General features: G+C 71.5%; 12 protein-coding genes. 8 read left to right on the top strand and 4 right to left on the bottom strand.

The genetic code is table 11. The annotated features are described in order from the left end of the window. Window positions 1-138: 138 nt before the first annotated feature. The 4 genes from DVK44_RS23495 to DVK44_RS23510 all read left to right on the top strand — a co-directional run bounded on the left by DVK44_RS23495 (window position 139) and on the right by DVK44_RS23510 (window position 3,739). The gene (locus tag DVK44_RS23495; RefSeq protein ID WP_331461631.1) at window positions 139-2,343 is read left to right on the top strand and encodes an ATP-dependent DNA helicase UvrD2; all 2,205 of its coding nucleotides are present in this window, start codon (window positions 139-141) and stop codon (window positions 2,341-2,343) included. Between the two features lie 180 nt (window positions 2,344-2,523). Further along, window positions 2,524-2,880, top strand: a complete 357-nt coding sequence (locus DVK44_RS36490; protein ID WP_162794027.1) for a hypothetical protein — start codon at window positions 2,524-2,526, stop codon at window positions 2,878-2,880. 170 nt (window positions 2,881-3,050) lie between these two features. Next, complete coding sequence (locus DVK44_RS23505; RefSeq protein WP_114661464.1) at window positions 3,051-3,419, top strand: WhiB family transcriptional regulator; 369 nt, start codon at window positions 3,051-3,053, stop codon at window positions 3,417-3,419. Next, a complete protein-coding gene (locus DVK44_RS23510) occupies window positions 3,416-3,739 on the top strand; it encodes a hypothetical protein (protein WP_114661465.1) in 324 nt (107 codons plus the stop codon). Before DVK44_RS23505 ends, DVK44_RS23510 begins: the two co-directional genes overlap by 4 nt. A 67-nt stretch (window positions 3,740-3,806) precedes the next feature. Here DVK44_RS23510 and DVK44_RS23515 read toward each other — a convergent pair whose 3' ends face one another. Both DVK44_RS23515 and DVK44_RS23520 read right to left on the bottom strand, forming a co-directional pair. Further along, window positions 3,807-5,279: an ABC1 kinase family protein gene (locus DVK44_RS23515; RefSeq protein ID WP_114661467.1), complete on the bottom strand. Its 1,473-nt coding sequence runs from the start codon at window positions 5,277-5,279 to the stop codon at window positions 3,807-3,809. Window positions 5,280-5,348: 69 nt separating this feature from the next. After that, a complete protein-coding gene (locus DVK44_RS23520; RefSeq protein WP_114661469.1) occupies window positions 5,349-6,500 on the bottom strand; it encodes a TOMM precursor leader peptide-binding protein in 1,152 nt (383 codons plus the stop codon). A gap of 194 nt (window positions 6,501-6,694) precedes the next feature. Here DVK44_RS23520 and DVK44_RS23525 point away from each other — a divergent pair, with 194 nt between their 5' ends. The 4 genes from DVK44_RS23525 to DVK44_RS23540 all read left to right on the top strand — a co-directional run bounded on the left by DVK44_RS23525 (window position 6,695) and on the right by DVK44_RS23540 (window position 10,371). Continuing rightward, complete coding sequence (locus DVK44_RS23525; RefSeq protein ID WP_114661471.1) at window positions 6,695-7,249, top strand: M48 metallopeptidase family protein; 555 nt, start codon at window positions 6,695-6,697, stop codon at window positions 7,247-7,249. Window positions 7,250-7,361: 112 nt separating this feature from the next. Then, window positions 7,362-8,897, top strand: a complete 1,536-nt coding sequence (locus DVK44_RS23530; protein ID WP_114661473.1) for a TerD family protein — start codon at window positions 7,362-7,364, stop codon at window positions 8,895-8,897. Window positions 8,898-8,910: 13 nt separating this feature from the next. After that, complete coding sequence (locus DVK44_RS23535) at window positions 8,911-9,591, top strand: AIM24 family protein (RefSeq protein ID WP_114661475.1); 681 nt, start codon at window positions 8,911-8,913, stop codon at window positions 9,589-9,591. 21 nt (window positions 9,592-9,612) lie between these two features. After that, entirely contained in the window at window positions 9,613-10,371 is a 759-nt protein-coding gene (locus DVK44_RS23540) for an AIM24 family protein (protein WP_114661485.1), read from the top strand. Window positions 10,372-10,450: 79 nt separating this feature from the next. On the opposite strand, the gene DVK44_RS23545 is transcribed toward DVK44_RS23540, so the two are convergent. Both DVK44_RS23545 and DVK44_RS23550 read right to left on the bottom strand, forming a co-directional pair. Continuing rightward, window positions 10,451-10,978, bottom strand: coding sequence for an NUDIX hydrolase (locus DVK44_RS23545; protein ID WP_114661494.1), 528 nt, complete (start codon window positions 10,976-10,978; stop codon window positions 10,451-10,453). Then, window positions 10,975-12,444, bottom strand: a complete 1,470-nt coding sequence (locus tag DVK44_RS23550; protein WP_114661496.1) for a zinc-dependent metalloprotease — start codon at window positions 12,442-12,444, stop codon at window positions 10,975-10,977. Before DVK44_RS23550 ends, DVK44_RS23545 begins: the two co-directional genes overlap by 4 nt. Window positions 12,445-12,540 lie beyond the last annotated feature (96 nt).

The raw sequence follows: 12,540 nt of genomic DNA on the forward strand, positions 1-12,540 counted from the left end.
CGCGTGAGCGGGTCGTTCGCTCGCATTCTGTCGAACGCGCGGGGCCCGGCGACCATTCCCCTCGTAGTCGTACGACTATCGGGGCGCGCCTGTGGACAACTTTCGCAGGGGTCACGGGCGACCTGGCAGCATGGCGGGGTGACATCAGCAACGTACTCCCCACTCTTCCCGGAGGAATCCGGCGGCGGCCAGGTCGTGGCCCCGCCGCCGGACGCCGACGCGGTGCTCGACGGGCTCGACCCCGAGCAGCGCGAGGTGGCGACGGCCCTCCACGGGCCGGTGTGCGTGCTGGCCGGGGCCGGCACGGGCAAGACGCGCGCCATCACGCACCGGATCGCGTACGGGGTGCGGGCGGGGATCCTCCAGCCCGGCAGCATCCTGGCCGTCACGTTCACCAACCGCGCGGCGGGCGAGATGCGCGGGCGGCTGCGGCAGCTCGGCGCGGGCGGTGTCCAGGCGCGCACATTCCACTCGGCCGCGCTGCGCCAGCTCCAGTTCTTCTGGCCGAAGGCGGTCGGCGGCGAGCTGCCGAGGCTGCTGGACCGCAAGATCCAGCTGGTCGCCGAGGCCGCCGCCCGCTGCCGTATCCGGCTGGACCGGAACGAGCTGCGGGACGTCACGAGCGAGATCGAGTGGGCGAAGGTCACCCAGACGGTCCCCGCCGACTATCCGGCCGCCGTGGCCAAGTCCCTGCGCGAGCCGCCGCGCGATCCGGCGGAGATCGGTCAGCTCTACGGGATGTACGAGCAGCTGAAGCGCGACCGCTCGGTGATCGACTTCGAGGACGTCCTGCTGCTGACGGTCGGCATCCTCCAGGACCGGCACGACATCGCGGACCAGATCCGCCGCCAGTACCAGCACTTCGTGGTGGACGAGTACCAGGACGTCAGCCCGCTCCAGCAGCGGCTGCTGGATCTGTGGCTGGGGGAGCGGGAGAGCCTGTGCGTCGTCGGTGACGCCAGCCAGACGATCTACTCCTTCACCGGTGCCACCCCCGACCACCTGCTGAACTTCCGCACCCGCCATCCGGGCGCGACGGTGGTGAAGCTGGTCCGCGACTACCGGTCCACCCCCCAGGTCGTCCAGCTGGCCAACGGCCTGCTGAACCAGGCGCGCGGCCGGGCCGCCGAGCACCGGCTGGAGCTGATCTCCCAGCGCGCGGCCGGCCCCGAGCCGGTCCGTACGGAGTACGGGGACGAGCCCGCCGAGGCCGAGGGCACCGCGCGCCGGATCCGGGACCTGATCGCCTCCGGCGTCCCGGCCGGCGAGATCGCCGTGCTCTTCCGCATCAACGCCCAGTCGGAGGTCTACGAACAGGCCCTGGCCGACGCGGGCGTGCCGTATCAGCTCCGGGGGGCCGAGCGGTTCTTCGAGCGCCAGGAGGTGCGCGAGGCGGGCGCGGCGCTGCGCGGCGCCGCCCGCTTCGGGGGGAACGACGCGCTGCTCGACGATGTCGTCGAGCTGCCCTCGCAGGTGCGGGCCGTGCTCTCGACCAAGGGCTGGACCACCGAACCTCCGGCGGGTTCGGGGGCCGTCCGGGACCGCTGGGAGTCGCTGGCCGCGATCGTCCGGCTCGCCGAGGACTTCGTCCGGGCCAGGCCGGACGCCACGCTGTCCGATCTGGTGGCCGAGCTGGACGAGCGGGCCGCCGCACAGCACGCGCCGACGGTGCAGGGTGTCACGCTCGCCTCGCTCCACGCGGCGAAGGGCCTGGAGTGGGACGCCGTCTTCCTGGTCGGGCTCACGGAGGGGATGATGCCCATCACCTACGCCAAGACCGACGAGCAGGTCGAGGAGGAGCGCCGGCTGCTCTATGTGGGGGTCACCCGGGCGAGGGTTCATCTCTCGCTCTCCTGGGCGCTCTCGCGCTCTCCGGGGGGCCGGGCGACCCGGCGGCCCACCCGCTTCCTGAGCGGGCTCCGGCCGGGCTCCGGCGCCTCCGGCGCCCGGGACTTCCGGACGGGCTCCGGCGTGACGGCGGAGCGCGGCCCGGCCCGGCGCAAGCAGCGCGGTCCCGCGCGCTGCCGGGTCTGCCGCAAGACCCTCACCGACGCCGGGGAGATGAAGCTCATGCGCTGCGAGGACTGCCCGTCGGACATGGACGAGGGGCTGTACGAGCGGCTGCGCGACTGGCGCGCGGACCAGGCGGAGCGGCTGAGCCAGCCCGCCTACTGCGTGTTCACCGACAAGACGCTGATGGCGATCGCGGAGACCGTGCCGGGCAGCGCGGGCGAGCTGGCGGTGATCTCCGGCGTCGGTGTCCGGAAGATGGACCGGTTCGGAGCGGATGTGCTGGCGATCTGCGCAGGTGAGGAGGGTGTGGGGAGCGATGGGGACGGCTGAGGCGAACTGGACGAAAAAATAGTTTGCGCCCGCGCGGGGAATCCCCATAGGTTCTTAACCACGGAAACAGTGGCTTCTCCGAAGCCCTGGACCGTGCTCTACTTATCTCAGCTGTACTTGTCCATATACGTACGACTGGCCCCGGCCGGTCTTCCGAGACGCCGAGAGGAGGCGATTCCAGTGATCAGCATCAACACAGGCTTCATCAGCACCGGCACCATCACCGTCGGCAAAATGACCGATCGCTCGGTCGTCTCCGCCTGCTCGCTCGGCCTCTCCCGGTCCGAACTCATCGCCAGTGGACTGCCCGGCGCCAGTGCCGTGCGTCCCGCAGGACTGTCCGTTCTCCCCGTGCGGGAGCGCACGGCCCCGAAGCGCGATGAGCGACCGACCAAGGCACTGGAAGCAGGAGCAGCAGCAGCGGCACAGGCCACGGTCTATGCCTTTGCGGCGACCGGTGCCGAAACGAAGAAGCAGACGCAGCATCACACGATGTGGGCCTTCCGTGGGCTCGAACCCTGGAGCGATCCAGCCTGATCCAGCATCAGGCAGGCGCCTTCAGGGCCGCGGAACCCACCCGGGATCCGCGGCCCTTTCGTTTGCCCCGAACGGGGCGGACGGGCGAGAAGGGTCTCGGGGCACGCACCACCGGTACCAGCCGACCACCGGGCAACAGCCCGGAACCGATCAGACGAGGAAGACACCCCGTGCAACTCGAAGCGCACGCCCCGTCCGTACCGCCTTCCGAAACGAACTCCCCGCCCGTCCCCACGGAGGACTCCACCTTGACCCCCCTGACCGCGCTCACCGCGCTCGACGACGCCATCGAGAACCTGGGCGTACCCGTCCCCTGCCGTGCCTACGACCCGGAGGTCTTCTTCGCGGAGTCCCCGGCCGACGTGGAGTACGCCAAGGCCCTCTGCGGCACCTGCCCGCTGATCGAGGCATGCCTCGCCGGCGCCAAGGAGCGGCGCGAGCCGTGGGGTGTGTGGGGCGGCGAACTCTTCGTCCAGGGCGTGGTCGTAGCCCGGAAGCGTCCCCGTGGACGCCCGCGCAAGAACCCGGTCTCGGCATGAACCTCACCGGAACCATCGACCGCCCCTACACGCACGATCCCCAGAAGCAGGCTCCGATGACCTCTTCCCCGAGCGAGCCTTCGGGCTCCGCCACCCCAGCAGTCACCACCATGGGCGCGAACGAGTCGCGTCAGAACAGGACCCGCGAGATGCAACTCATTCCAGAAGCCCTGGCTCGCGCGCATATGAGCGAACGCATGCGGGAAGCCGACGCGGAACGCCGGGCCGTGCGCCTGGTCGCCGCTCGGCGCATGCAGCGTCGCGCCGAGCGCGTGTCGATGCGCGCCCGCCGCGCGCTGGCCATGGCCGTCATGCAGTAGGAACAGCAGTAGGAACAGGCAGCACAACAGCGGGGCCGGTCCGTCAGGACCGGCCCCGCCGCGCTGTTCAGGCGTCCGCCTCGACCGCGACCCCGCCCGCGCTCTTCTCCAGCGACACCGCCTCCGGCACCGTCTCCGACACCGGCGTCTGCTCTGTGTCCGAAACCTGCTCCGGGTCGGGGTCCGGCAGGAAGCCCGGAAGCCACGACTCCAGCTCGTCCCGGAGCCGGACCGTCGCGTTCAACTGACAGAGCACCCCGATCGTGCTCAGTGTGACCCGGTGGATCAGCAGATACGCCGGGGGCAGATTCAGCTGCTTGCCCAGCTGATGGGCGGGCGAGCGCGGGTCGCCGATCCGGGTGGCCTGCTCGCGCATCCAGCCGCGGGTGAAGGTGAACTCCTCCACCGCCGTCGGTTCGATGATCGGCAGCAGATACTCCAGCACACCATCGGGGTCGAGATCGACGGATCCCTTGACGAACCCCTCCTCGCACAGCCGGTCGTACACCACCTGGGCATCGCCCTCCAGCGCCATCCGCAGCGCCTCACCGATGATCCCGGGCAGCCCGCCCGGCAGCCGGTCCACCGTGCCGAAGTCCAGCACCCCGAGCCGGTACGCGCTCTCGTCCCCGCTCCCGTCTCCGCTGTCCTCCCCGCCGTCCGCCGGCGGCAGCAGCCGGAAGTTCCCCGGATGCGGATCCGCGTGCAGCAGCCCCGTACGCGCCGGGCCCGAGAACAGGAACCGCGCCAGCAACTGTCCCGCCCGGTCCCGCAGCGCGGGGGTGCCTCCGGTGATCACCTCCGCCAGCGGCACGCCCTCCATCCACTCGGTGACCAGCACCTGTTCGCCCTGGTGCACCACATCCGGCACCACCACATCCGGATCGTCCGCGAACTCCACCGCGTGCGCCCGCTGGGCCTCGGCCTCCAGCGCGTAGTCCAGCTCCTCGGAGACCCGGTCCCGCAACTCGGTGATCAGCGGCTTGATGTCCATCCCCGGGATCAGCGGCCCCAGCAGCCTGGCGAACCGGCTCAGCTGGGTGAGATCGGAGAGCAGCGCCTCCCCGGCCCCCGGGTACTGCACCTTGACCGCGACCTCGCGTCCGTCGTGCCACACCGCCCGGTGCACCTGTCCGATCGACGCGGCGGCCGACGGCTTGTCCTCGAATTCGAGGAACAGCTCCCGCCACTCCTCACCCAGCCGCTCCGCCAGCACCGCGTGAACCGTCCGGGTCGGCATGGGCGGGGCGGCGTCCTGGAGTTTGGTGAGCGCGGCCCGGTAGGGCCCGGCGATCTCCTCGGGCAGCGCCGACTCGAAGACGGACAGCGCCTGCCCGAACTTCATCGCCCCGCCCTTCAGCTCCCCGAGGACCTTGAAGAGCTGGTCGGCGGTGCGCTGCTGCAATTCCCGGGAAACGATCTCGGCGGACTTCCCGCCGATCCGCTTGCCCAGACCCCAGGTGGCCCGGCCCGCGAAACCCAGTGGCAGGGTGGCCAGCTTCGCGGTGCGGGTGACCGCCTTGCGGGGAAGATCGGACATGAGCCCCTCCTCGGACGTACTGCGACGAGTCCCAGACAGCCAAGACAACCAAGCCGGCCGCTACAGCGGTTACCCCGCCATTGTGTCGTGTGATGCCCCGGTCTCCGAGACGCGCACCCCCTCTCCGCTTCCCGCCGCACCGCACGGGCACTCCGGATGCGGAGCAATTCGCTCCGGTCGCCAGTCCAGCAGCGGGAGCGACACCTCCCAGCGGGCACCGATACTGCCGGGCAGCTCCCCGTCCAGGAACGACAGCGCGTGAGCCACCGTCAGCCCCGCCACCGTGGTGGCCAGCCCGAGGTCAGCGGCGGGTACGGCCGCGGCGGGTGCCCGGCCGGAGCGCCACTGCGCCAGCATGCGCGGCCACCCCGGATCACGGTCCGCCCGCCGCCGGGCCACACAGCCCGCGCACGCCGAGCCGCCGGGCAGCACCAGCGGTCCCACCAGTCCTGTGGCCTCGATCACTCCCGCATAGAGATGCGGGGTGCCCGTGGCGATCCACGGGTCCGCCGTCACCGGATCGGGGGCATACGCGGCGAGCCCGTCCCGGGGCGCGACGATCACCAGGGAGAGCCCGGGCTCCGGACCGCCCCGGGCCGCCGTGAACTCCGAGTCCCTCGGCGCCCGCCCCGGCGCCGACCGCCTCACCAGCCGCCCGGCCGCCGCGTCCCTGCGCTCACCGACTGCCTCGGCGGGCAGCCCGCCCGGCGCCACGTCCTCCGCCAGCGCGTGGCCGCCGTCCAGCACATCGACCCGGCCCACCCCGGACGCCGCGAGCGCCGCCGCCACGGCCGCCCCGACCCGGCCCGCACCCCGCACCTGCACCCGCATGGTCCGCCGCGCCGCCAGCCGCCGCATCCCCGCCCCGGGCTCCGGGTGGACGACGGAGAGCGACGCGAGATCGGGCCGCAGCCGGTCGACCGTCTCCGCCCGCCGCCGCAGCGCGTCGGCCGCCGCGCCGCCCGCGCCCACGTCGTCGATCAGCCCCGCCGCCGTCAGCCGCCGCACCAGCGCGTCCGCCTGCCCGTCGGGCAGCCCCATCGCACGGGCCTCCTCCCGCAGCAACGGCAGTCCGCGCGTCCCGTCCAACAGCTCCAGAAAGCTGCCCGTCGCCGTATCGACCGGACCCACCAGAACCGCGTGCGCGGGGGTGACCCCGAACTGCACCGTCTGCCGCTCCCGCCAGGCCCGCCGCAGCGCGGGCTTCACCATCGGATGCATTCCGGCCTCCCCGTCCCGTGAACGAATTCCCCCTCGTCCGTGAGATCAGAATGCCCGGGCGGCGCGGATGGTGCGGAAAGTTATCCACAGCGCCGGGCGTTGGTCGTTTCGCATGATGAACGCCAAATAAATGGATCAAGGTTGAACGAACGCGGGGCGGGACTTCTCGCGCGTACAGCGGGTAACGTCATGGCGTGTCCGCCGATCCTGCCTCCAGACGCTCGGCGACGAGCGCTGTCGAGGTCCGCAGAAGCGCCCGCCGCAGAAGAACGGTCTCGGCCTACCGCGAGGGCGACCGGACCATCGTGCTGATCCCCGCCCGTATGTCGGAGGCGGAGGAACAGCGCTGGGTGACGGTCATGCTGGACAAACTCGCCGCGCAGGAGAACAAACGGCTCCTCGGCGACGACGCCCTGACCGAGCGGGCCGAGCGGCTCTCCACCCAGTACTTCGACGGCAGGGCCCGTCCGCTCACCGTCCGCTGGGTCACCAACCAGAACACCCGCTGGGGCTCCTGCACCCCCGCCGAGGGCAGCATCCGGCTCTCGCACCGCCTCCAGGGCATGCCCGAGTACGTCATCGACTACGTCCTCGTCCACGAGCTGGCCCATCTGCTCGTACCGGGACACGGCCCGGACTTCTGGCGGCTGCTGGAGGCGTATCCGCGCACCGAGCGGGCGCGCGGCTATCTCGAAGGAGTGGTGGCCGCCGAGCGGCTGCCGCAACTCCCCGACGCCGACGAGGAATGAGCCGAAACCCCACCCTTCGTGTACCGAGTCCGTACCGGCTCGCCCCGATGTCCGTGCCGACCGTTAGCCTGGCGCGACGTATTCACTTCGGGACGGGGGACGGTCGTCACGTATGGCCAGGGAATTCCAGCGCGGTCACAAGGCCAGGGTCAGCGATCTCACCGCGGGTACGGATCTGTATGTGGGCGTGCGGATCGACGCCCCCGGACTGACCTTCGACATCAGCTGCTTCGGTCTCGACGAGGCCGAACAGCTCTCGGACGACCGCTACTTCATCTTCTTCAACCAGCCGGCGTCCCCCGAGGAATCCCTCCAGCTGCTGGGCGCCCAGGCAGGTGACACCGAGTCCTTCAGGGTGACGCTGGACCGCGTCCCCGCGGCCATCCACAAGCTCTCCTTCACCGCGACCATCGACGGCGCCGGACAGATGTCCGACATCGGCCCCGGCTATATCCGGATCGTCGCGGGCGGCGAGGAGGTCGTCCGGTACGCCTTCACCGGCACGGAGTTCACCACCGAGCGCGCCGTGATGCTCGGCGACTTCTACCGCAAGGACGTCTGGCGCTTCGCCGCCGTCGGCCAGGGCTTCGACGGCGGACTCGACGCCCTCCTGAAGAACTTCGGCGGCGAGATCGCCGAGGAGGAGACCCCGGACGCGCCGCCCGAGCCGCCGTCCGCCGGCCCGGTCCCGGGCTTCGCCGTGCCCACCGGAAGCGCCGCCCCGGCGCCCGCCCCGGTGGCGACGCCGCCCCCCGCCCCCGCGTTCGTACCCGCTCCGGCCCCCGCGTTCCCGTCCGTGCACACCGCGCAGACCATCGTGGCGCCGCTGTCCCCGCCGCCCGTCGGCGCCGTACCGCCCCCGCCCGTTCCCCCGCCCGCCCCCGCCCCGTACGGCCAGCCCGTACCGGCGCCGTACGGCGGGCCGCCGCCGGGCGCGTCCTACGGAGGTGCTCCGCACGGCGTGCCGCAGGGGCCGCCGCCGGGCGGCGCCGGTCTGGCGGCAGCCCTCCAGCCGTACCGCGAACTGCCCACCGGGCAGCGCTGGACCGTGCAGAACAGCCAACTGGTCCGCGTCGACCTCGGCACCGGCGGCACCCCGGTCCTCGCCCGCCAGGGCAGCATGGTCATGTACCAGGGCAAGGTCGACTTCGGCTACAAGGGCGCCGGTTTCACCGGCCGGATCGTCGGCAACGCCACCGGCCAGGAGATGCAGCTGATGCGCTGCACGGGCAAGGGACAGGTCTTCCTCGCGGAGGAGGGCGCGCATCTGCACCCCGTCGAACTCCAGGGGGACGGCATCTGTGTCTCCGCGGAGAACGTCCTCGCCTTTGACGAGGGACTCCACTACGAGGTCCGCCGCATCGAGGGCCACGGCATCCCCGGCGGCGCCCTGTTCACCATGGTCTTCCAGGGCACCGGCACCGTGGTCGTGAAGACCCACGGCACCCCGGTGGTGCTCCCCGTCACCCCCACCACCTTCGCCGACGCCAACGCCGTCGTCGCCTGGTCGGCCGCGTCCCAGGTGATCGTCTCGAGCCAGGTCAGACTGCGCAGGAACGCGTACCCGGGCCACAGCGGAGAGACCGTGAACCTCCAGTTCCGGGGCGCCCCCGGCAACTTCATCGTCGTCCAGCCGTACGAGGTCTGAGGGAGCCCGGACAATGAACCAGCAGCTCACGGGCTACGCGCCCACCCCCGTCGCGGCCCGTATGGAGAACCACGGCCACGCCATGCTCAAGGTCGCCATGGCCACCGGCCAGGACCTGTACGCGCGCACCGGCTCGATGGTCGCCTACGAGGGCTTCGTCCAGTACGAGCCCAACCCGCCCGCCATCCGCCAGATCGCCTCCCAGTGGGTCACCGGCGAGAGCACCCCCCTGATGAAGTGCTCCGGCGACGGACTGCTCTATCTCGCCGACTACGGCGCGGATGTCGTCGTCATCAACCTCGACAACGACGCGCTGTCCGTCAACGGCACCAATCTGCTGGCCTTCGACGCACATCTCCAGTGGGGCGTCGAACGCGTGAAGGGGCTCGCCAAGTTCGCCGGCCAGGGCCTGTGGAACGTACAGATCTCCGGGACCGGCTGGGTCGCCCTGACCTCGCGCGGCACCCCGGTCGTCGTGGACTGCGGGCGCGGCGAGGACGAGACCTACGTCGACCCCGACGCGCTGGTCGCCTGGTCGCCGGCGCTCAAGGTGAAGGGCAAGCGCAGCTTCAAGGCGTCCGCGCTGATCGGGCGGGGCAGCGGCGAGGCATTCCAGATGGCGTTCTCGGGCCAGGGCATCGTGGTCGTCCAGCCCAGCGAGGACAGCACCGACCGACTGCGGATCCAGGGCTGAGGGAAGCGAGAGAACACCACCATGCAGAGCCCCCTTTTCGCCCACACGGAACAGCAGTCCGCGGACCGCTACGTCGTACAGAACCCCCAGCTCCTGCGGGTCGCGCTGACCGGACAGGAGGACGTCCTCGCCCGCAAGGGCGCGATGGTCGCCTATCAGGGACTGATCGACTTCGACGGGGAGTACGAGTCCCACACCCGGCAGCACGCCCGCGCGCACACCGGTGAGGGGCTGGAGCTGATGCGCTGCTCCGGGCAGGGCACCGTCTATTTGGCCAACCTCGCCCAGTACATCCATGTCGTGGACGTCGGCCAGGACGGCATCGCGGTGGACAGCGACTACGTTCTCGCGCTCGACTCCGCGCTGCACACCGAAATCGTCGCCGTGGACAGCCAGTACGGAATCTCCGGCTCCGGCAAGTACCAGCTCACCGTCTCGGGCCGGGGCAAGGTCGCCCTGATGACCTCGGGCCCGCCCCTGATGATGAGCGTCACGCCCGACAAGTACGTCAACGCGGACGCCGACGCCGTGGTCGCCTGGTCCGCCGGACTGCGCGTCCAGATGCAGGCCCAGACGCACTCCTCGGGGGTGCTGCGGCGGCGCGGCAGCACCGGTGAGGGCTGGGAGCTGAGCTTCCTCGGGGAGGGCTTCGCCCTCGTCCAGCCCAGCGAGGTCATGCCGCCGCAGGGCGCGGAGATCGGCCGGGGACTCGCCGCGCAGTACGGCGTCGGCCGGCAGGGCGCGCACGGCCAGAACCTCAGCAACGACTGGGGCCGCTGACCCGGGACGGCCAGGACCGCGAGGGGAGGGGGAGGGGCCGTCGCGCGGGCCCTCCCCCACGGAGGTGTACGGGCGGCTTTCAGCCGTCCAGCGCGGCCAGGGTGTGCTCCAGCAGCCGCACGACCGAGGCGTCGGCGATCTCCCGCACCTCGTCGTAGGTGAACCAGCGCAGATCGAGCGACTCGTCGCTGATCCGCTCGACCGCCCCGGCCGGCGCCAGCGCCGCGTACTGGACATCCATGTGCCAGTGGCAGGGGGCCGGGATGGGGTGCCGGTCCAGCCGTACGGGCCGCTCCGACAGCGGGCGCAGATCCAGGATCCCGGACTCCTCCATGGCCTCCCGCAGAGCGGCCCGCAGCAGGGTCCGGTCACCGGGCTCGCAGTGGCCGCCCATCTGGAGCCACATGCCGAACTTCTTGTGCAGGGTCAGCAGCACCCGCTCCCGCGCCGGATCGATCACCAGCGCGCTGGCCGTCAGATGCCCGGCCCCGCACGCCTTCCACATACCGTCGGGATGGGCCGCCAGATGGTCCAGATAGAGCCCGCTCAGCTCCGGCTGGTCCTCGTACTCCTTCAGTACGAGGACGGCGTCGTCGTGCAGGCTCACTTGTCGGTGTCGTCCTTCGGGTCGGTCTTCGGATCCTGCGCCGGGTCGGTCTTCGGGGTGTCCTTCGTGCCGCCCTGCTCGCCCCGGGCCGCCTCGCCGAGCATCTTGTCCAGCTCCGAGAAGTCCGCCTGCTCGTGGTGGACGAAGCCGTCCGGGTCGTCCAGGTCCGAGGCCGTCGGCAGCATGTCCGGGTGCTCCCACAGCCGGTCCCGGCCGTCGACCCCGCGCGCGTCCGTGAGCGAGGCCCACAGCCGCGAGGCGTCCCGCAGCCGGCGCGGACGCAGCTGGAGCCCGATCAGGGTGGCGAAGGTCTGCTCGGCGGGACCGCCGGAGGCCCGGCGCCTGCGCAGCGTCTCGCGCAGCGCGTCCGCGCCCGTCAGCCGCTGCTTCGCGGCCTCGTGCACCACCGCGTCGACCCACCCCTCGACCAGCGCGAGCGCCGTTTCGAGCCGGGCCAGCGCCGCTTTCTGCTCCGGGGTGTCCTCCGGCTGGAACATGCCCTGCTGGAGCGCCTCCTGAAGCCCTTCCGGGTTCGACGGGTCGAACTGGCCGACCACGTCCTCCAGCTTCGAGGTGTCGACCTTGATCCCGCGCGCGTACCCCTCGACCGCGCCGAACATGTGCGACCGCAGCCACGGGACATGGGCGAAGAGCCGCTGGTGGGCGGCCTCGCGCAGCGCCAGATACAGCCGGATCTCGTCCTTCGGCACACCGAGGTCCTTGCTGAACGCCTCGATGTTCAGCGGCAGCAGCGCGGCCCTGTTGGCCGGGCCGAGCGGCAGTCCGATGTCCGTCGAGCCGACCACCTCACCGGCCAGCACCCCCACGGCCTGCCCGATCTGCTGGCCGAACATGGCGCCGCCCATGGAGCGCATCATGCCGATCAGCGGGCCCGCCACGGACTGCATCTCCTCGGGCAGCACCTCGCCCATGGCCGTGCCCACCCGCTCCGCCACCGGGTCGACGAGCTGCTGCCACGCCGGGAGCGTCGCCTCGACCCACTCGGCGCGGCTCCACGCCACCGCCATGTTCGCGCCGGAGGGCAGCGAGGTCACCCCGTCGAGCCAGATGTCGGCCAGCCGGACCGCCTCCTCGACCGCCGACCGCTCGGCGGGGCCGACGCTCGCGTCCTTCGTGCCGTCGGGTGTGCCCTGCGCGACCGTCTGGCGGGCGATCTGCTTCGCCATGTCCCAGTTCACGGGACCGCCCTCGTAGCTGAGCATCTGGCCCAGCTGCTGGAAGGCCGCCCCCAGGTCGTTGGGGTTGAGCGAACCGAACATGGCGGCGAAGGGATTGTCCGCGCCGCCCGCGCCGCCGGCACCGGGCAGCCCGAAACCTGCGAAGGGGTTGCCGGCACCGCCCTGGCCACCGGCACCCTGTCCACCTCCGGCAGGGTCCTTCTTCTTGCCGTCGCCGTCCTCCGGCTCCTCCGGCGGAAGGCCGAATCCGAATGGGGTGTCACTCACGGGGTTCCTCGGCTCGTAGGGCCACCGGCTTCCCGCCGGCAGCGGCTGCCCGACTGCACCACCCAGCCTAGCGACGTCCTGTACGGGGCACAGGAC

It is taken from the genome of Streptomyces paludis (assembly GCF_003344965.1).
Taxonomy (GTDB): domain Bacteria; phylum Actinomycetota; class Actinomycetes; order Streptomycetales; family Streptomycetaceae; genus Streptomyces; species Streptomyces paludis.

Bases quoted from the DNA above. Each gene is read 5' to 3' on its own strand.
- DVK44_RS23540 (WP_114661485.1), top strand. From the start codon at position 9,613: ATGCAGAGCCCCCTTTTCGCCCACACGGAACAGCAGTCCGCGGACCGC.
- DVK44_RS23535 (WP_114661475.1), top strand. From the start codon at position 8,911: ATGAACCAGCAGCTCACGGGCTACGCGCCCACCCCCGTCGCGGCCCGT.
- DVK44_RS23515 (WP_114661467.1), bottom strand. From the start codon at position 5,279: ATGTCCGATCTTCCCCGCAAGGCGGTCACCCGCACCGCGAAGCTGGCC.
- DVK44_RS23530 (WP_114661473.1), top strand. From the start codon at position 7,362: ATGGCCAGGGAATTCCAGCGCGGTCACAAGGCCAGGGTCAGCGATCTC.
- DVK44_RS23520 (WP_114661469.1), bottom strand. From the start codon at position 6,500: ATGCATCCGATGGTGAAGCCCGCGCTGCGGCGGGCCTGGCGGGAGCGG.
- DVK44_RS23510 (WP_114661465.1), top strand. From the start codon at position 3,416: ATGAACCTCACCGGAACCATCGACCGCCCCTACACGCACGATCCCCAG.